Raw genomic sequence first — 23,268 nt, 5'->3', positions numbered from 1 at the left:
ATTTTTTTGTTATAAAAACTGCCATTGAAATACTGTTCATACACTATAGTATGACGTGATGAATACTATGACAGACAATATGAATCAACGGATTAGCGCGCGTATTCGTATCGAACGTGAGTCGCGAGGCTGGTCCCTGAGCGAGCTGGCCGAACGGGCAGGCGTATCGCGCGCGATGATCCATAAGATAGAGCGTGGGGACAGTAGCCCTACGGCGACGCTGCTTGCCCGGCTATCGGGTGCCTTTGGCATCAGCATGTCTACGTTAATCGCGCGGGCTGAAATGCAGGAGGGCAAACTCCTGCGCCTGGCGAATCAACCGGTCTGGCGCGATCCGCAAACGCATTACGTGCGGCGTCATGTGTCGCCGCGCACTGATTTGCCTATCGATCTCGTGCAGGTGGAACTTCCCCCCGGCAGCGATGTGCCGATGCCTGCATCGTCTTACGCGCTGGCACGTCAGCTGATCTGGCTGCAGTCTGGCGAGCTGGTGTTTCAGGAAGGGGATACCCGGCATGAAATGAAGGCCGGAGATTGTCTCGAACTGGGGCCGCCCAATGACTGTCGGTTTATTAATGAGACCGATGAAGCCTGCATTTATCTGGTTGTTCGCCTCAATCAGTCTGGCTCGTAATGTCAAAGCGTCATGCCAGATAAGGGACTAGTCTCTAAAGACATTTGCACGAGAAAGGAGTGATTTATGAGTCAATCTTCCACGCGAAACCGTCGCTGGCTTTTGGCCTCGCGCCCACACGGTGCGCCAGTGGCGAATAACTTCCGTTTAGAAGAACAGCCGCTGCCCGCTCTGACAGAGGGACAGGTGCTATTACGCACGGTGTGGCTCTCGCTGGACCCGTATATGCGCGGCCGCATGAGCGATGCGCCTTCCTATTCTCCGCCCGTTGAGATTGGCGCGGTTATGGTGGGCGGTACGGTAAGCCGGGTTGAGCAGTCGAGCCATCCGGATTTCAAACCGGGTGAATGGGTGCTGGGTTATAGCGGCTGGCAGGAGTATGAACTCTCGGACGGCAGCGGCCTGGTCAAGCTGGGGGAAAACCCTTCGCACCCTTCATGGGCGCTTGGCGTGCTCGGGATGCCGGGCTTTACCGCCTATATGGGCCTACTGGATATCGGTCAGCCAAAAGCCGGTGAAACGCTGGTGGTGGCTGCGGCGACCGGGCCGGTTGGGGCAACGGTCGGGCAAATCGGCAAAATTAAAGGCTGCCGGGTTATCGGTGTCGCGGGTGGTGCTGAAAAATGCCGCCATGCTGTCGAGGTATTGGGATTCGACCAGTGCCTGGATCACCATGCTGCGGATTTTGACGCGCAGCTGGCAACAGCCTGCCCGCAGGGAATAGATGTTTATTATGAAAACGTTGGCGGGAAAGTCTTTGATGCCGTACTGCCGCTACTGAATACCGCCGCGCGCGTGCCGGTATGTGGGCTGGTCAGCGGCTACAACGCAACCGGTCTGCCGGACGGCCCGGATCGTTTGCCGCTGTTGATGGCAACCCTGTTGAAGAAACGCATTCGCATGCAGGGCTTTATCATCGGCCAGGACTACGGACACCGTATTAAAGAGTTCCAGGACGAGATGGGGCGTTGGGTACAGGAAGGTAAAATCCATTATCGCGAACAGGTTACTGACGGACTCGAAAACGCACCCGAGGCGTTGATTGGGCTGCTTGAAGGCAAAAACTTCGGCAAAGTCGTGATTCGCGTCGCTGCGGACCATAAATAAACGAAAATATGGCGGGAAACCCGCCATATTTATTTGTGAAGATACGATATATTGTCTTTAATTATATCGGCACCGCGCCAGCGTCATCAGCATAGAAGGCCAGAGCGCGATAAAAACAGAGTGAATGTATTTTTTTGCGTTTATACGCACTTCCCACCACCAGGCATGACGATACAGGATATATCGAACCAGCGTCGTTATAAAAAGCGACGCTTAAAAATAGCGTTAAGTATTAGCTACAGGAATTGAACATGCTTGATTTGGATCATTTAGAAAAAGCGCAAAGAGTCAGTCTAACCATGCAAGTTGAGATCAGTTTAAAAGGGGCGTTAATTACAGGCTCACTTAAACCTGGTGCTCGACTGATTACGAAAGAGATCGCCGATAAATTAGGCACCAGCATCACCCCGGTTCGCGAGGCGCTTTTACGTCTGGTATCGGCGGGGGCGCTGCACGCCACGCCTGCGCAGGCCTTCCTGGTGCCTGAGGTAACGTTAGATCGCTATAACGAAATAAACGCCATCAGAAAACAGCTGGAGCCAATGGCGGTAGCGGCTGCCTGTCAGCACATGACGGAGAGCAAGCTGGAAACGCTGCACAAGCTGTCGGAGGCCTTTCATGACGCCATGTCTAACGGCAACGTCCAGCAGGCGTTATACGCAAACCGTATTTTCCGCTTTACGCTGTATCAGTACGCGGAGATGCCGACACTCAGCGCGCTCATCGAGCAGCTGTGGGTGCGCATTGGTCCCTGTATTAACTATCTCCACCGGGAGCTGAATGATATCAGGGCATCAACCTATCATTACGCAGATTTACTTTCTGCTCTGGAAAGAAGGGATGTTGAAGGGAGTAAGAAAGCAATAGATAAGCTGATTGATGAAGCAAACGATCTGCTACAGCGACAATATTTCAACTGAGAGATTATTTTAGCGCACGACTATTTACCGCATCCATTTATTCTTTTGATGAATAACTCCTGCTGGCAATTAGCCAACAGGAGTTAAAATATAAAAAAGAGAAGAGGGACGTCGCGTATCCTTACTCGAAGCGATAAGAGACCGACAGTCCTACGCCGTAGTTGCGGCCCGGAGCAGGTTCGTAATAACGCCCGTTGGACTCGTTGACAATCACTGAGCCCGCGTACTCTTTATCGAACAGGTTATCGACGCGGCCAAAGAGATCCATTCCCCAGTTGCCGTAATTGAATTTATACCCGGTATTGAGTCCGACAACCGTATAAGACGGCGCTTTGGCCGTGTTTTCGTCGTCGGCCATAATGTCGCTCATGTAGCGCACGTCTGTCCCTGCATACCAGCCTTCTTCTGGCTGCCAGCCAAACGATGCGAAGCCCATGTTGCGGGCAATCCCCGGCATACGGTTGCCGTTGCAGTTATCATCCCCGCATACGTTGGTACGGTAGGTGGCATCAAGGTAGGTCCACGCCATTTTCAGCTTCCAGTTTTCCGCAAACTGCTGGTCGAGGGAAATTTCCACCCCCTGACGACGAGTTTTACCGGCATTTTTATAGCTGGTTCGGCCTCCGGAGCTGGAATCCACCACAATCTCGTCATCCGTATCGGTGCGGAACAGCGCTGCCGTCAGCAGGCCATTGCCGATACGGGTTTTGCTGCCCACTTCATAGGTGTTGTTGGTGGACGGCTTCAGGCCAATGTTCAGCCCACCCTGGTTATCAGGACGATAGGAGAGTTCATTGATCGTCGGCGTTTCAAATCCACGTCCTGCGGCGGCATAGATATTCCACGCGTCGGTCACGGCGTATTTCACCGAGCCCGCCGGGAGCCATTTATGGTAGCTCGCCTCGCCGCTGTCATCGCCGTTGGCGGACGTAACGTAATGGTCGTTGGAATCAAACCAGACGGAGCTGTAACGCACACCTGCATCGACAGAGAGTTTTTGCGTTAACTGCCAGCTGGTTTGCAGGTAAGGGTCAAGGTTCCACATCAGGTTACGTTCATCACGACGCTTATTGCCTTTTACACCGTAATCCGGCACGCCGTTGTTCATGACAAAGTTCTCGTACCCGCGACGATCTTCACTCAGATTTTCGTAGTTCAGCCCGGTAGTAAAGGTGACCGGAACCAGCAGCTCGCCCCGGTGCGTCCAGCGGGTATCGACGCCCTGATAGTGACGCTGCATATCAATCACGCCGCCGGAATGGGTTGGTCTCAACTGTGGCTGATACGGGATGGATTGATACTGCGTCATTTCACGCTCACCGGCGTACATCATCACGCTGAGATCGTCCTGCTCGCTCAGCTGACGGTCATAGCGCAGCCCGGCCTGGGTCTGCTTGATGGTTTTGCGGGTGTTGTACTGGTCGCCGCGCGGTGACTGACGCGGGTTGTCACGCCATTCCTGATAGTCAAGACCGCCCGGATCGTTGGCTTTCATGTCCACGCTGTTGAAAATCAGCGTCAGCTTGCTTACGTCATCAATACGCACGCCCAGCTTCGCGTTGGCGAGGTTCTTGCGCGCGCCGCTGTGGTCGCGATAGCCATGGGTGGTGAAGCGGGTGGTCGAAACGGTGTAATCCACATCGCCCGCATGCGTACCGTCGCCCATCGCACCGGTGGCTTTCATGCCGTAGCGCCAGGTGCCGTAACTGCCGTAATAGCTGCTGGCCTCAATGGTCGGCGGCTGCTGGCCGGTCTGCGTATTAATGTTAATGACGCCACCAGAGGCGTTGCCGTAAAGGGCAGAGAAGGGGCCGCGCAGCACTTCCACGCTATCCACGCTGGTGAGATCGATGTTCGAGGTCTGGCCCTGACCGTCCGGCATGGTGGCGGGAATACCGTCCACGTACATCCGAATACCGCGCACGCCGAAGGTAGAGCGGGCGCCAAAGCCACGCATTGAAATCTGCAGATCCTGTGCATAGTTCTGGCGATTCTGAATTTGCAGCCCCGGCACACTACCGAGAGATTCAGACAAGTTAATCCGTGGGGTTGCCTGACGCATATCGTCGCCATTGACCACGCTGACCGCGGCGGGCGTATCCAGTTCAGAGACAGTCTGCGGCGTGGCGCTGACGATCATGGTCTGCTCGTCCGCGCCTATCGCCTCAAGGGGCGCCAGGATAACAGGAACCAGCAGCAGCGGGAGAGTTGCCTTACGGGCGGTGATGATTTTCATGAAATAAACCAGTTAAGGTGAAGAAACGAACCAAATGGAACATGTGCATACATGTTAAATCTTTTGTAAATGTTTTGAAAACTATAACCGCACATTGCGTTAATGAAAGGAGTGAAGGGAAGAAAAACTCCACATTTATAGAATTAATGATTACTATTCTCATTATCATAAAGGCGGCGCGATGACGCTGCCGGTTGGAAGCGATGTCAGCAGTACACTTATTCTTCAAAAAAGGAATTGTTATGTCTTTACGTCATCTGTGCTCGCCGCGCCTGCGCGGTTCTCTGCTGTTAGGCTCATTATTATTCGCCGGTACGTTCCAGGTTCATGCTGCAGAAGAGATGCTGCGTAAAGCGGTCGGCAAAGGGGCTTATGAGATGGCGTTGAGCCAGCAGGAGAACGCGCTGTGGGTGGCGACATCACAAAGCCGTAAGACCGATAAAGGCGGAGTCGTTTATCGCCTTGACCCGGTCACGCTGGACGTGACGCAAGCGATCCATAGCGATCTCAAACCGTTCGGGGCAACCTTCGATAACGCCACCCAGACGCTGTGGTTGGGTAACACCATCAACGGTGCGGTGACGGCCATTGATGCCAAAACGGGGGACGTGAAAGGGCGTCTGGTGCTCGACGATCGTAAACGCAGCGAAACGATCAAACCGCTGCAGCCGCGCCAGCTGGTGGCGGACGACGCGAGCAACACCGTTTACATCACCGGTGTAGGCAAAGAGAGCGTGATTTGGGTCGTGGACGGCGCAACCCTGAAGCTGAAGGACACTATTGCTAATACCGGCACCTACAGCACCGGCCTGGCGCTGGATGCGCAGGCGAAACGTCTCTATACCACGAATGCGGACGGCGAACTGCTGACGATTGACACGGCCACCCACAAAATCATCAGCCGTAAAAAAGTGCAGGACGACGGTAAAGAGCATTTCTACCTTAACCTGAGCCTGGACACCGCCGGTCAGCGTGCGTTCCTGACCGATTCAAAACAGCCGGAAGTGCTGGTGGTGAGCCTGAAAGACGGCAGCGTAATGGAGAAGATCGCCGCGCCTGAATCACTGGCCGTCCTGTTTAACCCAACGCGCAATGAAGTCTACGTGACGCACCGCGAAGCGGGCAAGGTGAGCGTGATTGACGCGAAAACCTACCAGGTGACCAAAACGTTCGATACGCCGGTTTATCCGAATAGCCTGGCACTCTCTGCCGATGGTAAAACGCTGTATGTGACTGTGAAACAAAAGTCGACCCGTCAGCAGGAAGCAACCCAGCCTGATGATGTGATTCGTATTGCACTCTGATGGGGAATTGCCCGGTGGCGCTGCGCTTACCGGGCCTACAAATTCTTGATATGTAGGCCGGGTAAGGCGAAGCCGCCACCCGGCTTTTTTATTAACGCGAGGTTTCTTCCACCAGCGGTGCATCGTGCTTTTCATCGTCGTGATGAACCGGCGCGGTGCTGTGGATCTCGTGAACGCGCTTACGCACGCCGAACCAGCCAGCAATCAGCAGAACCGCCAGCAGCGGGATCGTCGCGATGGTGTAAGTACCGTTCGGGTAGTCAAACGCCATCAGCACCAGCACGCTGAACAGAAACAGCAGGGTGAGCCAGGAGGTCACCGGTGCGCCCGGCATCTTGAAGCTCACATCAGCCGCTTTGCCTTCTTTGATCGCTTTGCGCAGACGCATCTGGCAGACCACAATAAAGGCCCAGGAGGCGATAATCCCCAGCGCGGCCACGTTCAGCACGATCTCAAATACGCGGGACGGCACCAGATAGTTCAGGAACACGCCAAAGACGTAAACCACCAGCGTCGCCAGAATCCCCGCATAAGGAACCTGCTGCTTGCTCATCTTCGACATGAACTTCGGCGCGGAACCGCCCATCGACATGGAGCGCAGAATACGGCCAGTGGAATACAGGCCAGAGTTCAGGCTGGAGAGCGCCGCGGTCAGTACCACAATGTTCATGATGCTGCCCACATAAGGGACGCCCAGCTTAGAGAAGAAGGTCACGAACGGACTCTGACCTGCCTGATAGGCGTTCCACGGCAGCAGCAGAACCAGCAGCACCACGGAGCCGACGTAGAACAGGCCGATACGCCAGATCACGCTGTTGATGGCTTTTGGCACCATCGTCTGCGGGTCTTTACATTCACCCGCCGCGGTACCGACGAGCTCAATGGAAGCAAAAGCAAACACTACGCCCTGAACCAGCACCAGCGCAGGCAGCAGGCCGTGGGGGAAGAAGCCGCCGTTATCGGTTATCAGGTGGAAGCCGGTGGCATTGCCGTCCAGCGGTTTACCGCTGCCGAGGAACACCGTACCGACCACCAGGAACACCACGATGGCCAGCACTTTTACCAGCGCAAACCAGAACTCCATCTCGGCGAACCACTTCACGCCGATCATGTTCATGGTGCCGACAATCGCCAGCGCGCCGAGCGCAAAGACCCACTGCGGCACATCGCCAAACGCGCCCCAGTAGTGCATGTACAGCGCAACGGCGGTGATGTCGACGATACCGGTCATCGCCCAGTTGACGAAGTACATCCAGCCTGCCACGTAGGCGGCTTTTTCACCGAGGAACTCGCGAGCGTAGGAGACAAAACTGCCGCTGGACGGGCGGTGCAGTACCAGTTCGCCCAGGGCACGAAGGATGAAGAACGAGAAGATCCCGCACACCAGATAGACCAGTGCAAGTGCGGGGCCCGCCATTTGCAGACGTGCGCCAGCACCTAAAAACAGACCTGTACCGATAGCGCCGCCGATGGCGATCATTTGAACCTGACGGTTGCCCATCGCTTTGTGGTAGCCCTCTTCGTGGGAGTTCAACCAGCGACGTTTCGCAGCGTGATGATCGGCTGCGCTTTTATTGCTTGTTTTCATTGAGTTACCTGTTTGCCTGTCTGAACCATTATCGTGATAGTCCTGCCTGGCAGAACGCAATACAAACGATTGCTTCTGCGCAAACACATGCTGCCTTTCCAGTCATTCTGTGTATGGATAAGGCGAAACATGGCGTGGCATCCTACCCGCAATTGATAAGCGACGCAAAATATAACCGTGCCGAAAGTGATGCACGTCGAAGGAAATCGTGTGGTCAGAGCAGACGGGGATCACAACGCGCTGAAACGTGGCGAGTTTTTAGACAAAACGCGCGTTGAAGCGGTGCTTTAATCATCAGGTTTGCTTAATAATTACCTGTGGGTATCGCTGACGGCTGACGCAGGGCATCCAGCAGCAGCTTGAAAGCGTGTGCATGCTGGCGGCGACTGGGATAATAAAGGTGATATCCTTCAAAGGTCGGACACCAGGCATCGAGGACCTGAACTAACCGTCCTTCTGACACGGCCTTACTGATCGACGTTTCCGGCACGTAGGCCAAACCGAGACCGTTCTCGGCGGCATCGATACGCTGCGGCAGGCTGTTCAACGTAAGCTGTCCTTCAACTCGTACGCTAAAACCGCGCCCGTCGCGTTCAAATTCCCAGGCATATAATCCCCCAAGAGTGGGCAGGCGCATATTGATGCAGCGGTGCGTCGGAAGCTGCTCCGGTGTTTCCGGCACGCCAAAGCGCTCCAGATAATCTTCGGACGCGACGACGGCCATGCGCATGTCCGGCGCGATCCTCACCGCCACCATATCTTTCGCCACCTGTTCACCCAGGCGCACGCCCGCGTCGAAACGCCCATCAACAATATCGGTCAGGCCGTTATCCACCGTCACTTCAACGTTAATATCCGGGTATTGCGCCATAAAGGGTTTCAACACCGGCCAAAGTACGCTCTCCATGGCATGTTCACCCGCGGTAATACGGATATTCCCCGCAGGCCTGTCGCGCGTATCGCGCAGCGCCGTCAGCTCCTGTTCGATCTCCATCAGGTGGGGACGTAAGCGGATAAAAAGCTGCTCGCCGGCCTCGGTAGGCGCCACGCTACGGGTGGTTCTGGTCAACAGGCGAACGCCGAGTCGGGCTTCAAGATTGCGCATCGCATGGCTCAGTGCCGACTGCGAGACGCCCAGCTGTGCCGCGGCTCGTGTAAAGCTGCGCTCGCGGGTGACGACCATAAACGAGAGCAGATCGTTGAAATTGTCTTTTAACATGGCGGCTAGCCCTCATTTATGAATTCAGTTCATGTTTACGTTCTGATTATGCACTCTAATGCTGCGGATGGCTTTGCGCTACTGTTAACGCAACAGTCAACGAGGAGTACATGATGAAAATTATCCGCAGCGGTTCATTACCGTCAGTAAAGGGGCCAGACGCCTGGTTCACCGGCACCGTGCGTATTGATGCGCCGTTCCAGGCGACAGAACCGGCAAAAGTAGGCGGGGCCACTGTGACCTTCGAGCCGGGCGCGCGTACCGCCTGGCACACTCATCCGCTGGGACAAACGCTGATTGTCACCCAAGGGCGCGGCTGGCTGCAGGAGTGGGGCAAAGAGGCGGAGCCGCTTAACCAGGGCGACATCGCGTGGATCCCGCCGGGCGTCAAGCACTGGCACGGCGCGTGTGCGCAAACGGCGATGACTCATATTGCCATCGCCGAAGCGGTAAACGGCAGTCCGGTTGAGTGGCTGGAGAAAGTGAGTGACGTGCAGTACCCGAATGATTAGCTATTGAGCGTTTCGGTGACAAAAAGAAAGGGATATGATGCGATCCTTTTTTTCAGCATAGTCAGGCGGAACGGTGAAAATCAATATTATCGGCACCAGCGGGAGTGGCAAAAGCACGCTTGCCCGGCGCATCGCAACGGAATTGTCACTCCCGTACATCGAGATGGACAGGCTGTACTGGCGTCCTGACTGGCAGGGAACGCCCGACGAGGTGCTGCTGAAAACGCTGGCGGAGACGCTGGCCGCCACGCCCGGCTGGGTGCTCGATGGTAACTACAACCGCACTCGTCCCGTGAAATGGCGCGAGGTAGATCTGGTGGTGTGGGTGGACTACGGGTTCGCCCGCACGCTCTGGCAGGCGGTAACGCGCGCCTTCAGGCGTGCATGGCACCAGCAGGAACTGTGGCCCGGCACCGGAAACCGTGAAAGCTTCCGCCGCTCGTTTTTTAGCCGGGAGTCCATCATCATATGGACCCTCAAAACCTGGCGCAGCAATCGCGAACGCTACGAAGCCGATATGCAAAATCCGCAATATGCCCACATTCGCTTTGTCCGCATCACCCGTCGGCAGGAGGCGGAGGCGCTGATTTCATCGCTTAAATCACACCGTTAGCAGGGTTTACATATCTGATTTCCGGCAAACTAAATGTAAATTAATTGTTTCTCAGAGGTTAATCGCGCCTTTAATAATGACGACATGTTAAGTCAAACGAGAACGCAACATGTCATGGCGAATCAGCATTCTGGATAAAAGCCCCGTCGCAGAACACGAAACCGCCGCCGATGCGCTGGCACGTACCTTAACACTGGCGCAGCAGGCGGAAACGCTGGGTTATCACCGCTTCTGGATTGCCGAACACCACAACACCCCTCAGCTCGCCAGCCCCTCACCGGAACTGCTGATTGCCTGGATCCTCGGGCAAACAACGCGCATTCGCGTGGGGTCGGGCGGCGTCATGCTTCAGCACTACAGCCCCTATAAGGTCGCAGAAAACTTTAATCTTCTGGCCGCGCTGGCACCGGGCCGCGTGGATCTGGGCGTCGGGAAAGCCCCCGGCGGTCTCCCGCTCTCTACCCGCGCACTGCAGCTTGGATTACATCCTCAGGAAAAAGGCAGCTTTGCAGAACAGCTGACGCAGCTGGACGGCTGGATCCGTCCTGAAAATCAGTCGGTGGAGGAGGCCGTTCGCGCCACGCCGCTGCCGTCAGTGCCTGCGCAGGGGTTCCTGCTGGGAGCCAGTACCGAAAGCGCGCTGCTCGCCGCATCACTTGACTGGCACTTTGTTTTTGCCGCTCATCTGAACGGCGATCCGGAACTGCTGCGAGAGGTGGTGTCAACCTGGCGTCAGAACAGCACCCGCGATGTGATTGTTGCAGTGCAGGCCATTGTGGCGGAGTCGCAGGAGCAGGCCGACGCGCTGGCGCAGAAGGTCGAAGTATGGGGCGTTGAGCTGGCAAACGGCCAGCGCGTGACCGTCGCCAGCGAAGAACAGGCCTACGCCTTTGCGCGTCAGGCAGGCAGCGAGCCGGTGCGTATTGCCCGCCGGGCGCAGTCCCTGCTGGCGGGCACTGCTGACTCGGTGCTTGAACAACTGAACGCCCTGCACGAGCAGTGGGGCATTGACGAATTTATCATCGACACGCCGGTCGCGGAGGGGGCAACGCGCGTCGCGTCGCTGCGTCTGCTTGCCGAAGCGCGTCTCAACAAGGAGGTCACCGTATGAGTTTTGGCGAACAACTGATTGCCTGGCGTCGTGAGCTGCACCAGAACCCGGAACTCTCCGGACAGGAGGTCGAAACGACTGCACGCCTGCGCCAGTGGCTGACGAATGCTGGCATTACGCCGCTGCCGTATGACCTGACAACCGGGCTGGTGGCGGAAATCGGGACGGGTAATAAGCTGATTGCGCTGCGCGCAGACATTGATGCGCTGCCGATAGAGGAGCGCAGCGGCGTGCCGTTTAGCTCGCAGCGTGCGGGGGTGATGCATGCCTGCGGACACGACATCCACACCAGCGTGATCCTCGGCGCGGCGCTGAAGCTGAAAGAGCGTGAAGCGTCGCTCGACGGGCGGGTGCGGATCCTGTTCCAGCCTGCGGAAGAAAACTTTGGCGGCGCAAAAAGCATGGTGCGGGCCGGTGCCCTGCGTGACGTTAGCGCCATCTTCGGTATGCATAACGAGCCGGGGCTGCCGGTAGGCGAGTTTGCCACTCGCGGCGGGCCGTTTTATGCCAACGTTGACCGCTTTGTGATCCGCATTACCGGCAAGGGTGCGCACGCCGCACGTCCACACGAAGGCAACGATGCCATTGTGCTGGCGAGCCAGCTGGTGACGGCGCTGCAAAGCGTTGCCAGCCGCAACGTCAACACGCTGGATTCGGTGGTGTTGAGCGTAACGCGCATTGCCGGAGGCAACACCTGGAACGTCCTGCCGGAAAGCGTGGAGCTGGAAGGCACGCTGCGCACCCATCGCACGGAAGTGCAGCAAAACGTGAAGGCCCGCGTCGGGGAAATCGCCGCCGGGTTTGCCAGCGCCTTCAGTGCGCAGATCGACATCACCTGGTATGCCGGACCGACCGCGCTGGTGAACGACGAACGTTGGGCAGATTTCGCCACCTCTGTTGCCAGAGAGTCAGGATACGAAACCCAGCATGCGGAGCTGCACATGGGCGGGGAGGATTTTGCGGTCTATCTGCAGTCAATTCCTGGCGCGTTTGTCAGCATTGGCAGCAACAGCCCGTTTGGTTTACACCACCCGTCCTTTAATCCGGATGAGGCCCTCATTGAACCCGCTGCCCGCTATTTTGCACAGCTTGCGGAAAAAGCCCTGCAACACGTTTAATTTATTTGAGGTGAATATGTCTGCACATCGTCAACTGCGGCTGGGGACCATTTTGCATGGTGCATCCGGAAATATGTCAGCCTGGCGTCATCCTGCGGCAATCGCGGATGCCAGCATCAATTTTGATTTTGTTAAAGAGACGGCGCTAAAAGCGGAGGCGGGCAAACTCGATTTCTTATTCGTGGCCGACGGTCTCTATATTAACGAGAAATCGATCCCGCATTTTTTAAACCGCTTTGAACCGCTAACGGTATTATCCGCGCTGGCGAGTATTACCTCACGCCTTGGCCTGGTGGGAACCTTATCCACCTCCTACAGCGAGCCTTTTACCGTGGCACGTCAGTTTGCCAGCCTCGATCACCTGAGCAACGGGCGCGCGGGCTGGAACGTGGTGACCTCGCCGCTGGAAGGCTCAGCGAAGAATTTTTCCCGTGAAAAGCACCCCGAGCATGCGCTGCGCTATCGCATTGCGGACGAGTATCTCGACGTCGTGAAAGGGCTGTGGGATTCCTGGGAGGGCGACGCCTTTGTGCGCAATAAAGAGAGTGGCCAATTCTTTGATTCGGCAAAATTGCATACCCTGGACCACCACGGTGATTTCTTCCAGGTCGCCGGTCCGCTGAATATTGGTCGAACGCCACAAGGGCGACCGATTGTCTTTCAGGCGGGCGCGTCGGACGACGGGAAAAAACTGGCGGCGAAACATGCCGACGCCATTTTTACGCATCATGAAACCTTCGACGAAGCGAAAGCCTTTTATCGCGACGTGAAGCAGCAGCTGGAAATTAACGGACGCTGCGCGTCTGATTTGCATATATTCCAGGGCGTCAGCGTCATTGTGGGTAAAGACGCCGATGACGTGGAAAACCAGTATCAAACCACGGCGGCGCTGGTGTCGATTAACGATGCCCTCAACTACCTCGGGCGTTATTTTGAGCATCACGATTTCGGCCAGTATCCGCTCGACGAGCCGTTCCCGGATATCGGCGACTTAGGCAAAAACAGCTTCCGCAGCACCACCGATGAAATTAAGCGTAATGCCGCAGAGCGTAACTTAACCCTGCGTCAGGTGGCCCTTGAAGCTGCATCACCGCGCCCGCGCTTTTCCGGCACGCCGGAAGAGGTGGCTGACGGCCTGCAGGCCTGGTTTGAAGGCCATGCGGCGGACGGTTTCATCATTCAGGGCGGTACGCCGGACACTTTCCCGCGCTTTGTTGACCAGGTGGTACCCGTTTTACAGGCGCGCGGACTGTTTCGGACCGACTACCCCGGCACCACGCTGCGCGAAAGCCTTGGCTTAGACGAACCTAAAAACCAATTCACACAACAATAAAAGAGAACCCCGCTATGCAGAAAACATCGCTTATTCTGGCGCTTGCGCTGGCTTTTACCCCTGCCGTCTGGGCAGAGAATGTGAAGATTAACGGCACCGGCGTGAGCATTGAGGCCAATAAAACGCCGGTTAATACCGCCAAAAACAACGATGCGGTGGCACAGCTGCCGAAAGATTACCGCTTCGCCGTGCCGGGGAAATTTACCGTTGCGGTGGCGGGCCTCAATCAACCGCCGCTGACGGTGTTTTCCGATGACAACAAAACGCTGCTGGGGAGTGAAGTGGACGTCGCCCGTCTGGTCGCTGACAGCCTGGGACTGGAGCTGAACGTGGTGCCGACCTCTTGGGAAGACTGGCCGCTGGGCGTGGCCTCCGGGAAATACGATGCAGCCATCAGCAATATCACCGTGACCAAAGAGCGCAAAGAGAAATTTGATTTTGCCACCTACCGAAAAGATTCCCTCGGGTTCTACGTGAAATCAACCAGCCCGATCGCGTCGCTTGAGAAGGCGGAGGACATCGCCGGGCTGCGGATTATCGTTGGCTCCGGCACCAACCAGGAGGCCATCCTGCTGGCATGGAATGCCGAAAACCTGAAGAAGGGACTCAAACCCTTTACCCCGATCTACACCAAAGACGATGCGGCACAAACGCTGGCGCTGCAGTCCGGACGCGCGGATGCCTACTTTGGTCCGAACGTGATTGGCGCCTGGAAAGCGGCGCTAAACGGGAAAACCAAACTGGTGGGTAGCGTCGACGGCGGCTGGCCAAAGGCGGCGCACATTGCGGTGACGCTGAAAAAAGGCAGCGGGCTGGTTGAGCCGGTACAAACCGCGCTGAACGGTGTCATCAAAAACGGCGATTACGACAAAGTGCTGAACCGCTGGGGGGAAGGGGTTGAGCGCATTCCTCAGTCCGAAGTGAACCCTGCTGGCCTGGGCGATTAAGGAGGCTGCATGAGCGAACACTTTCGTGACGTTTCGCCGGAAGATGCCGAACTCCAGCCCATCATCGAGGGGCTGTTCGGAGAATACGCCGCCCGTTATGGGGACTACTTCTCTAAAGACGCGGAAGTTGAACTCACCGAGTGGTATTTAGCGCCGCAGGGGCTGTTTATCGTACTGGAGCGAGATGGAAAGATTATCGCCACCGGCGCGTACAAACCTTTCGACGAACGCACCGCGGAAATCAAACGCATCTGGACGGACAAAACCCTGCGTCAGCAGGGGCTTGCCGGGCGCGTTGTGCAGGAGCTTGAGCGCCGGGCGGTACTGGCAGGATATAGCCAAATCTACCTGACAACCGGTTTTCGCCAGCCGGAGGCGGTCAGGCTCTATCTCAGCCAGGGCTACCAGGCGCAGTTCGATCTGAACCGGGATCCGGAAGAGTACAGCCAGCCGCCGTTTGACGGTCGGCTGCGCTTCACTAAAACGCTGGTACGCGAAGCGTTCAGTAAAACCGCATGAGGAACGACGATGAGCAACGTTGAAACCATTAAGGTGGTCCCGGCGCGATATCCGCTGCGGGCCGTCGGCGCCGCGGTGGCGCTGTTTGTCCTGGCCGTCGTGATTCAGTCGGTGGCCTTTAACCCGCGCTGGGAGTGGGCGGTATTCGCCCGCTGGTTCTTTGACCCGGTGATCCTCGAAGGCGTAGGGCAGACCCTGCTGCTGACCCTGATCGGCACCGCGCTGAGCGTGGTGTTGGGCGGCCTGCTGGCGCTGGCGAGACTGTCCTCGTCATGGCTACTGAACAGCCTGGCGTGGGGCTATATCTGGCTGTTTCGTTCGCTGCCGCTGATTGTGGTGCTGATCATTCTCTACAACTTCTCCTATCTCTACGACACGCTCTCTCTGGGCGTGCCGTTCACCGGTATTACATGGGGCAGCTTCGACACCATCAACGTGCTGGGGCAGTTCTCTACCGCCGTGGTGGGGCTGACGCTGGTGCAGAGCGCCTATACCGCCGAAATTATTCGCGGGGGCTTCCTGGGGGTCGATCACGGTCAGTATGAAGCGGCCGCCGCGCTGGGTCTCCCGGCCTGGCGTCGTACGGTGAGGATCATTCTGCCTCAGGCGCTGCGCACCATCTTGCCGTCGGGGTTCAATGAAATCATCAGTCTCGCCAAAGGTACGGCGATGGTGTACGTCCTGGCGATGCCGGAACTGTTCTATACCATTCAGATGATCTACAACCGCACGCAGGAGGTGATCCCGCTGCTGATGGTCGGTGCTGCCTGGTATCTGGTCATTACCACCGTCTTGTCCGCCATTCAGTATGTTGTTGAGCGCGCTCTGGCACGCAGCGAACGCCGCTCCGCCGTCAATCAGAACCGCGCCACTCGCCGCGTCCGTTCCGTTACCTCCACGCCAGCACAGGAGCCCGTTCATGCAAGCCTCTCCTGAAGGACACATTTCGATTACCGGCGTCAGCAAGTTTTTTGGCCGCCATAAGGCGCTCGACAACGTTTCGCTTGAGATCCCGCCCGGGTCCGTGACGGTCATCCTTGGGCCGTCCGGCTCCGGCAAATCAACCCTGCTGCGCACCATTAACCACCTGGAGCGCGTTGACGAAGGATTTATCCAGATTGACGGGGATTACATCGGCTATCGCCGTCAGGGCGACAAGCTTTACGAGCTGAAGGAGAAGGAGATCCTCAAACAGCGCGTCAACGTAGGTTACGTGTTCCAGAACTTTAATCTCTTCCCGCATCTGACGGTGCTGGAAAACCTGATAGAAGCGCCCATCGCGCATAAAAAGCTCAGCAAAAAAGAGGCGCTGGAAAGGGCATACAGCCTGCTGGACGTGGTTGGGCTGCGGGATAAAGCCGATGCCTGGTCGCGCCATCTTTCCGGCGGACAGCAGCAGCGTATCGCCATTGCCCGCGCGCTGGCGTTGCGCCCCCGCGTGATGCTGTTTGATGAGCCCACCTCGGCGCTCGACCCTGAACTGGTTGGCGAAGTGCTGGACGTGATCAAAAAGCTCGCCCGATCCGGCACCACGCTGGTGGTCGTCACCCACGAGATCGGCTTTGCCCGTGAAGTCGCGGATCAGGTGGTGTTTATGGTTGACGGGAAAATTGTTGAGCAGGGCAGTAGCGACGAGGTGTTGAACCGTCCGTCGCATGCGCGAACGCGCCAGTTTCTGTCTAAAGTGCTGTAAGGAGCGCAGATGAAATATGGACTTCTGGCGGGGCTGGTCTTCACGACGGTGAGCCACGCTAGCATTGATGTGAAAGCCAACGAGCAGCCGCTGCCGATAACGCTTGATGCGCAGGCGGTGTCGAAGATCCCCCCAAACTACACATTCGTTGAGCCGGGTACGCTGACGGTGGCCATTTCAGCCCTCAATTCGCCGCCGCTGGCGCTGCTGGCAAGCGATAACCGCACGCGCATCGGCAGCGACCCGGATATCGCTCGCCTGCTGGCGGGCAGTCTGGGGCTAAAGCTGAAGCTGGTGCCGACGGCGTGGGAAGACTGGCCGCTGGGGATCAGCTCCGGGCGCTACGACGTGGCGCTGGTGAACATAGCGGTGACCGAACAGCGCAAAGAGAAGTTTGATTTTGCCACCTACCGCGTCGATTCGCTGGCGTTTTCGGTGAAATCCACCAGCGAGATTCAGTCAATCAAAAGCGCGGAAGATCTGGCAGGGAAAAAGGTGATTGTCGGCTCGGGCACCAATCAGGAGCGCATACTGCTGGGCTGGAACGAAGAGAACAAAAAGGCGGGGCGGACGCCTGCGCTGCCGGTCTATCTCCAGGACGATGCCTCCGGCAATCTCTATATTCAGTCCGGCAGGGCAGACGTGTTCTTCGGGCCTCAGTCAGTCTCGGCCTACAAAGCGGCGCTCACCGGAAAAACGCGCGTCGTGGGTTTAGGGCCGAAAAAGGCGTTTGTAGCCACCACCACGAAAAAGGGCAATGAGCTGGTGTACGCGCTGCAGGCCGCGCTGGACGGTGCGATCAAGCGGGGAGAGTACCAGAAGGTGCTGGCGCGTTGGGGTGAACAGGGCGAAGCGGTGGCGCAGTCGGAGGTCAACCCGCCGGGGATAACCTACTAATGGTGCTCTATACTTAGGGTTTTCATTCCTGAGGGGGAGGGGGCAACATGATTAAACTCTATGGCGTACCCGGCTGGGGCTCGGCAATCAGCGAAGTGATGCTAACCCTGGCAGATATCCCTTATCAGTTTATCAACGTGGACGGGTTTGACCAGCCCGGCCCGCAGCGTGAGCTGCTGCAAAAACTCAACCCGCTGTGTCAGGTGCCTACGCTTGAGCTTGAAAATGGCGGCATCATGACGGAGACCGCGGCCATTGCCCTGATGGTGCTCGACCGTTGCCCGGATCTTGCCCCGCCCGTCGGCCAGGCCGAGCGCCAGCAGTTTCAGCGTTTGCTCATCTGGTTTGTGGCGAACGTCTATCCCACCTTTACCTATGCCGATTATCCGGAACGCTGGGTGCCCGACGCGCCGGAGCAGCTGAAGAAAAACTGCATTGAGTACCGGAAATCACTCTATCTGTGGTTCGATAACCAACTTAACGCGTCTCCTTTTGCACTGGGGGAGCGGCTGACGCTGCTCGATGTCTATATTGCGGTCGCGCGCACCTGGGGACCACGACACGACTGGTTTGCGGCCAACACGCCAAAGATCACCGCGATCGCAGATTCGGTGTGTGCGCTACCTGAACTGCACAAGGTGTTAAAGGCAAACGAGATTATCTGATAACGTTGGAAGGCGATTACATAAAAGGAAACCTGCAAATGCCACACGTAGATATCAAATGTTTTCCCCGCGATCTGAATGATGAACAAAAAAACGCTCTGGCGGCGGATATCGCCGAGGTGATAACGCGCCATCTGAACAGCAAAGACCGCTCCATTTCGGTGGCGCTGAATGAAGTTCAGGAAGCCGACTGGAAAGCGCAGGTCTGGGATACTGAGATCGGACCGAAACTGGACGAGCTGATCAAGAAGCCTGGGTATTCGATGTAAGGTTTGCCGGGCAGGCGGGAACGCTACCCGGGGTTGAAACTACAGCGCCGACCTGCGGTACGGCGCATAGTCCGCCTGCCACCAGGTTTTTTCGATTTGCGCCAGCAAGGTCTCGTCATCCATTGCCGCCGCAACGCCTTGCTCAATCGCTGCCCGGGCGACCGCAAACGCGATATTGCGCGACACGGTATCAATGCAGTCGACGGGAGGGAGTAATCCACCTTTTTCAGTGGTGACCAGCGGCGATTGCGCCGCCAGGCTACGGCTCGCCACCATCAACATCTCTTCGGTAACCCGCCGCGCGTTGCTGGCCAATATCCCCAGCCCCAGACCGGGGAAAATGTAGGCATTGTTACACTGGGCAATGTCGTACTGTTCGTTCTGCCAGAATACCGGCGAGAAGGGGCTACCCGTCGCAACCAGAGCGCCACCCTGCGTCCATTCGATCAGATCCTGAGGTTGCGCCTCTACGCGTGATGTTGGATTGGAGAGGGGCATAATAATAGGGCGCGGGCAGTGGCGGTGCATCTCTTTAACTATCGCTTCGCTGAACAGCCCCGGCTGACCGGATACGCCAATCATCACGGTTGGATGGGCATTTCTGACCACCTCCATCAGCGAAATATTGCATGATTCCACCTGCCAGTCGCGAATGGCTTCCCGCGCCGTAAGCAGGTTTTTCTGAAAATCGAGCAGGTTGGTCATATCGTCGGTCAATAAGCCAAAACGATCGACCATAAAGATCCGGCTGCGGGCCTCGGCCTCGGTTAGCCCGTCGTCGACCATTAGCGCCACGATTTTTTCGGCTATACCGCATCCGGCAGAGCCGCTGCCGAGGAAGACCACGCGCTGATCGCGAATGCGGGTTCCGGCTGCATGGGCGGCGGCAATCAGCGTGCCGGCCGTGACGGCAGCGGTTCCCTGAATATCGTCATTGAAGCAGCACAGCTGGTCGCGGTAACGCTGGAGTAATCGGGTCGCATTTTTTTGCGCAAAATCCTCGAACTGCAGTAAAACAGTTGGCCAGCGGGCGTTGACGGTACTGATAAACATATCCATAAATTCAGCGTATTGCTCGTCGCTGATGCGTGGATGACGCCAGCCCATATACAGCGGGTCGTCCAGATGTTGCTGATTATTGGTACCGACATCCAGCATAATCGGCAACGTTGAGGCCGGATGAATACCACCGCACGCGGTATACAATGACAATTTACCAATCGGAATGCCCATTCCACCGATCCCCTGGTCGCCAAGGCCCAAAATACGCTCTCCGTCAGTCACCACGATCACGCGAATATCATTACGCGAGAAACTTTGCAGCATTTCATCGATGCGATGGCGATTAGGCCATGAAATAAAAAGCCCGCGCGCCCGACGATAGATGGTAGAGAAATGTTCGCAGGCTTCACCGACCGTTGGGGTATATATGATCGGCAGCGTCTCCTTCATATGTTTCCGCAACAGATTGTAAAACAGGGTCTCATTGGTGTCCTGAATATTACGCAGATAAACGTGGCGGGAAATATCACTTTTGAAATGACAGAATTGTACCCATGCGCGTTCGGTCTGCTCTTCAATGGTTTCAACATTATGCGGTAATAAGCCGTGCAGATTAAAATTATCACGTTCATCTTTAATGAACGCGAGGCCTTTATTCAGTAATGGGTTTTCCAGCAGTACTGCGCCGTTATAAGGCGTATACAGCACTTCTTTGCGAGACATGGTTGACTCCTGAAATAGTTAAAACGGATTAAATAAGATTTGCGAAGCAGGTCTGTTCTTAAGCGCGTTTATGTTTTTATTTAGCGCTAATCTAGCGGTTAAAAATCAGGGTGGTGGTGATAAGGGTCACACTCTGTCTGGTTTTATTAATTTCAAAATGCCGGGCGATGAATAACTTTACTTACTAAAAGATGAATTAACTTTATAAAATAAAACCATTGCGGCCTTCACATTTCTGGCTGAATGCCCGTGCTAATTTCACGCTGAACCATTTTATCAATGGCGATTTAAAATTATTAAATATAAAGAATATTTTTGAACACAGGAGTTATCGGTTTTTACTCCTGTTTTTATATCCGAACCTACTAATCAGGTGATTATATGAAAGATAATCCTGTATCGACTTCTCCGGTCTCCTCGCGTTTTACGTTAGGGTTGAGTAATGCCGAAGTGGGCGCCGTCCCACTGATGTTGTTTGTGGGCATTGCGACCATCGTGGCGACGTCCGCATGGGCGGGGCTGCTGCCGAAAAATATGATCGGTGGACTGGCGGTGATCATGACGCTCGGTTTCGCCTTTGCCAAAATCGGTCGTCAGATCCCGCTGTTGAAGGACATCGGTGGTCCGGCCATTCTCTGCCTGATGGTGCCATCCATCCTGGTCTATTTTGGCGTGTTCGAAAAACAGACGCTGGATACCGTACACCTGCTGATGAAAGAGGCGAATCTGCTCTATTTCGTTATTGCCTGTCTGGTGGTGGGAAGCATTCTGGGGATGAACCGGGTGCTGCTTATCCAGGGGATGATCCGCATGTTTGTACCCCTGGTTGTCGGGACGCTGATGGCGGTAATGAGCGGGTTAATCGTCGGCTCGCTGTTTGGCTATACGCCTTACCACACCTTTTTCTTCATCATCGTGCCGATTATTGGCGGTGGGATTGGTGAGGGCATTTTGCCACTGTCGCTGGCGTATTCGGCCATACTCGGACAAGCGCCTGACGTTTACGTCGCACAGCTGGCACCTGCCGCCGTCGTCGGTAATATCTTCGCCATCATCTGTGCGGGTACGCTGGCGCGTCTGGGAACGAAACGTCCTGCACTTTCGGGAAACGGCATGCTAACCCGCAGCAAGGACGATCAGAATCTGTTTGCGGGAACGCAAAGCGTTCAGCAGACGGATTTCCACCTGATGGGGGGCGGGCTGCTAATGGTGTGCGCATTTTTCATCGTCGGTGGCCTGTTTGAAAAACTTGTGCACATCCCTGGTCCAGTGCTGATGATCCTCATCGCCGTGCTGTGTAAGTATTTCAGGGTGATTCCCGGTTCCATGGAACAGGGGGCGCACAGTTGCTATAAGTTTGTCTCGGCAGCGCTGGTCTGGCCGCTAATGATTGGTCTGGGCATGCTGTACGTGCCGCTGGAGAGCGTGGTGGCGGTCTTCTCGGTGGGCTACGTTGTGGTGTGCGGATCGATCGTGATTGCGATGGCGCTGAGCGGCTATTTTGTTGCATCGCGTCTGAATATGTATCCCGTGGAAGCGGCGATCGTTACCTGCTGCCACAGCGGGCTGGGTGGGACAGGGGACGTGGCGATTTTATCCGCCTCTAACCGCATGTCGTTGATGCCGTTCGCGCAGATCGCTACCCGTATCGGTGGCGCATCGACGGTGATTTTCGCCACGCTGCTGATGGGCTGGATAATGGCGCACTGATTCGAAATATCAGGAGACTGAATCGCAACGGCATTTTGTGAATGCCGTTGCGGTTCAGCCCTTTATAAAAGTCGCCGCGCTGGATAGAATTACCCTATCCACAGCGACCGCATACACCACTATGACCGCCCGAGTCGATTACCAGATTGAAAAATATCTCCTTACCGAAACCGCCGAGCCGGAACGCCTGACGCGCCAGTGGGCAGAGGTGCTGGAAGAGTGTCGTGAGCAAAAATCCGGTGCTGAGGAGCGCTTGCGCCTCGCGCTGCTAAATGTGGATTATGTGACCAGCTTCGAGCTTCCCTTCAGGCTTCTCCTCACCCGTGCGCCACAGCTGATAGACGGCGTCAGAAACGAGCTTCAGCTTAGTCAGAAAAATGTTCTGTTTAACGGCAAGCGCTTTGGCTGCGTCTATAGCCTTAAAAAGGATCTCAACGGAATACCTGACGAGTTTACCTATCAGCTGAAAACGCGGATCCAGCGCAGTGACGCGACAGGATGTAATGAAGTCCCTTACCGGCAAATCGCCCAGCAGGTGAAAGCGCCCCGCGAACGACTCAAGCTGGCGCTGGAAAACGGGTTGTCCGTGACGGCGCTCGACGGGCTTTTCTGGTTTGGTATTCAGCGCATCGCGGCGGATATTCAGAGGTTACGCAAAACGGGGATCAGGATAGTGACATCTGAGGCCGAGGTGTTTGATACGCTCACCAAAACAGCCCGACGGATCCCGGTTTATCGTCTTGAAGGGGCAGAGACTATTTAACCTGCAGCAGTATCTTCATCAGCCCCGGAAAGCGGGCATCCAGATCCTCTCTTCGCAATGAAATCATATTTTCCCGCCCCTGCGGGCGCTGCCAGATAACGCCGCTGTCGCGTAGTACGCGCCAGTGGTGTGTCATGGTGGATTTCACAACATCCTCCGGGCGTAGCGCATTGCAACTCAGTTCACTGCCGTCGGCCAGCCTGCGAATTATCGAGAGGCGGAGCGGGTTACCGAGGGCGAACAGCACGTTTTCCAGGAGTATTTGTTCAGGTTCGGGGTGGTTTGGGATCATGGTTTTCCTGCGTGAAATGTCAGATTGAGCTATATCAACAATAGGTCAATCGTAAAAAAAATAGTTCGATAATACTCGTACAATAGGACTATT

At 56.0% G+C, this 23,268-nt stretch carries 21 protein-coding genes and 1 pseudogene; 17 read left to right on the top strand and 5 right to left on the bottom strand.

Translation table 11 applies throughout. From position 1 onward, the window contains the following. Positions 1-58 precede the first annotated feature (58 nt). From ACOQH0_RS11980 to ACOQH0_RS11970, 3 genes are all read left to right on the top strand, one after another. Positions 59-634 carry a helix-turn-helix domain-containing protein gene (locus tag ACOQH0_RS11980; protein WP_089600100.1) on the top strand — a complete coding sequence of 192 codons (576 nt, stop codon included), beginning with the start codon at positions 59-61 and terminating at the stop codon, positions 632-634. A gap of 66 nt (positions 635-700) precedes the next feature. Next, positions 701-1,741, top strand: a complete 1,041-nt coding sequence (locus ACOQH0_RS11975; protein WP_421510428.1) for an NADP-dependent oxidoreductase — start codon at positions 701-703, stop codon at positions 1,739-1,741. A gap of 251 nt (positions 1,742-1,992) precedes the next feature. Then, positions 1,993-2,661 carry a GntR family transcriptional regulator gene (locus ACOQH0_RS11970; protein WP_421510427.1) on the top strand — a complete coding sequence of 223 codons (669 nt, stop codon included), beginning with the start codon at positions 1,993-1,995 and terminating at the stop codon, positions 2,659-2,661. Between the two features lie 121 nt (positions 2,662-2,782). Here ACOQH0_RS11970 and pqqU read toward each other — a convergent pair whose 3' ends face one another. After that, on the bottom strand, positions 2,783-4,897 hold the full coding sequence (pqqU, locus tag ACOQH0_RS11965) for a TonB-dependent receptor PqqU (protein ID WP_421510426.1): 2,115 nt from the start codon (positions 4,895-4,897) through the stop codon (positions 2,783-2,785). A 242-nt stretch (positions 4,898-5,139) separates the two neighbouring features. Here pqqU and ACOQH0_RS11960 point away from each other — a divergent pair, with 242 nt between their 5' ends. Next, the gene (locus ACOQH0_RS11960) at positions 5,140-6,201 is read left to right on the top strand and encodes a YncE family protein (RefSeq protein WP_421510425.1); all 1,062 of its coding nucleotides are present in this window, start codon (positions 5,140-5,142) and stop codon (positions 6,199-6,201) included. Between the two features lie 91 nt (positions 6,202-6,292). Here ACOQH0_RS11960 and ansP read toward each other — a convergent pair whose 3' ends face one another. Together ansP and ACOQH0_RS11950 are read right to left on the bottom strand one after the other, a co-directional pair. After that, positions 6,293-7,789 (bottom strand): L-asparagine permease, encoded by a 1,497-nt coding sequence (gene ansP / locus ACOQH0_RS11955; protein ID WP_010431489.1) that lies wholly within the window; start codon positions 7,787-7,789, stop codon positions 6,293-6,295. Between the two features lie 304 nt (positions 7,790-8,093). Then, positions 8,094-9,008: a LysR family transcriptional regulator gene (locus tag ACOQH0_RS11950; RefSeq protein ID WP_421510424.1), complete on the bottom strand. Its 915-nt coding sequence runs from the start codon at positions 9,006-9,008 to the stop codon at positions 8,094-8,096. Positions 9,009-9,121: 113 nt separating this feature from the next. Here ACOQH0_RS11950 and ACOQH0_RS11945 point away from each other — a divergent pair, with 113 nt between their 5' ends. From ACOQH0_RS11945 to pptA, 11 genes and pseudogenes are all read left to right on the top strand, one after another. Further along, positions 9,122-9,520, top strand: a complete 399-nt coding sequence (locus ACOQH0_RS11945; RefSeq protein ID WP_042719523.1) for a (R)-mandelonitrile lyase — start codon at positions 9,122-9,124, stop codon at positions 9,518-9,520. A gap of 73 nt (positions 9,521-9,593) precedes the next feature. Continuing rightward, positions 9,594-10,133, top strand: coding sequence for an AAA family ATPase (locus tag ACOQH0_RS11940; RefSeq protein WP_421510423.1), 540 nt, complete (start codon positions 9,594-9,596; stop codon positions 10,131-10,133). Between the two features lie 109 nt (positions 10,134-10,242). After that, positions 10,243-11,244, top strand: a complete 1,002-nt coding sequence (locus ACOQH0_RS11935; protein ID WP_421510422.1) for an LLM class flavin-dependent oxidoreductase — start codon at positions 10,243-10,245, stop codon at positions 11,242-11,244. Then, positions 11,241-12,362, top strand: coding sequence for an amidohydrolase (locus ACOQH0_RS11930; protein ID WP_010431480.1), 1,122 nt, complete (start codon positions 11,241-11,243; stop codon positions 12,360-12,362). The genes ACOQH0_RS11935 and ACOQH0_RS11930 overlap by 4 nt, the downstream gene beginning before the upstream one ends. 16 nt (positions 12,363-12,378) lie before the next feature. Next, positions 12,379-14,642, top strand: a pseudogene (locus tag ACOQH0_RS11925) (NtaA/DmoA family FMN-dependent monooxygenase). 9 nt (positions 14,643-14,651) lie between these two features. Next, the gene (locus tag ACOQH0_RS11920; RefSeq protein ID WP_421510421.1) at positions 14,652-15,161 is read left to right on the top strand and encodes a GNAT family N-acetyltransferase; all 510 of its coding nucleotides are present in this window, start codon (positions 14,652-14,654) and stop codon (positions 15,159-15,161) included. 9 nt (positions 15,162-15,170) lie between these two features. Further along, positions 15,171-16,097, top strand: a complete 927-nt coding sequence (locus ACOQH0_RS11915) for an amino acid ABC transporter permease (RefSeq protein ID WP_010431472.1) — start codon at positions 15,171-15,173, stop codon at positions 16,095-16,097. After that, the gene (locus tag ACOQH0_RS11910) at positions 16,081-16,854 is read left to right on the top strand and encodes an amino acid ABC transporter ATP-binding protein (RefSeq protein ID WP_010431467.1); all 774 of its coding nucleotides are present in this window, start codon (positions 16,081-16,083) and stop codon (positions 16,852-16,854) included. Before ACOQH0_RS11915 ends, ACOQH0_RS11910 begins: the two co-directional genes overlap by 17 nt. Before the next feature lie 9 nt (positions 16,855-16,863). Then, positions 16,864-17,751, top strand: coding sequence for an ABC transporter substrate-binding protein (locus ACOQH0_RS11905; RefSeq protein ID WP_421510420.1), 888 nt, complete (start codon positions 16,864-16,866; stop codon positions 17,749-17,751). A gap of 47 nt (positions 17,752-17,798) precedes the next feature. Beyond that, positions 17,799-18,416: a glutathione S-transferase family protein gene (locus tag ACOQH0_RS11900; RefSeq protein ID WP_421510419.1), complete on the top strand. Its 618-nt coding sequence runs from the start codon at positions 17,799-17,801 to the stop codon at positions 18,414-18,416. Between the two features lie 38 nt (positions 18,417-18,454). Then, positions 18,455-18,685, top strand: coding sequence for a tautomerase PptA (gene pptA, locus ACOQH0_RS11895; protein ID WP_010426149.1), 231 nt, complete (start codon positions 18,455-18,457; stop codon positions 18,683-18,685). A 39-nt stretch (positions 18,686-18,724) separates the two neighbouring features. Here pptA and ACOQH0_RS11890 read toward each other — a convergent pair whose 3' ends face one another. Continuing rightward, on the bottom strand, positions 18,725-20,410 hold the full coding sequence (locus ACOQH0_RS11890; RefSeq protein ID WP_421510418.1) for an NAD-dependent malic enzyme: 1,686 nt from the start codon (positions 20,408-20,410) through the stop codon (positions 18,725-18,727). Between the two features lie 381 nt (positions 20,411-20,791). Here ACOQH0_RS11890 and ACOQH0_RS11885 point away from each other — a divergent pair, with 381 nt between their 5' ends. Beyond that, on the top strand, positions 20,792-22,120 hold the full coding sequence (locus ACOQH0_RS11885) for a 2-hydroxycarboxylate transporter family protein (protein WP_010431462.1): 1,329 nt from the start codon (positions 20,792-20,794) through the stop codon (positions 22,118-22,120). 121 nt (positions 22,121-22,241) lie between these two features. Further along, positions 22,242-22,883 (top strand): helix-turn-helix domain-containing protein, encoded by a 642-nt coding sequence (locus ACOQH0_RS11880; RefSeq protein ID WP_421510416.1) that lies wholly within the window; start codon positions 22,242-22,244, stop codon positions 22,881-22,883. Here the strand turns inward: ACOQH0_RS11880 and ACOQH0_RS11875 are convergent. Next, the gene (locus tag ACOQH0_RS11875) at positions 22,876-23,175 is read right to left on the bottom strand and encodes an ArsR/SmtB family transcription factor (RefSeq protein WP_094084673.1); all 300 of its coding nucleotides are present in this window, start codon (positions 23,173-23,175) and stop codon (positions 22,876-22,878) included. The two genes, ACOQH0_RS11880 and ACOQH0_RS11875, sit on opposite strands and share 8 nt — an antisense overlap. Positions 23,176-23,268: the final 93 nt, after the last annotated feature.

It is taken from the genome of Enterobacter sp. JS8-1 (genome assembly GCF_049187015.1).
Classification (GTDB): Bacteria; Pseudomonadota; Gammaproteobacteria; order Enterobacterales; family Enterobacteriaceae; genus Enterobacter; species Enterobacter mori.
Note: the sequence above shows the minus strand (reverse complement) of the source record. Positions and strands in the feature narration are given on the sequence as shown.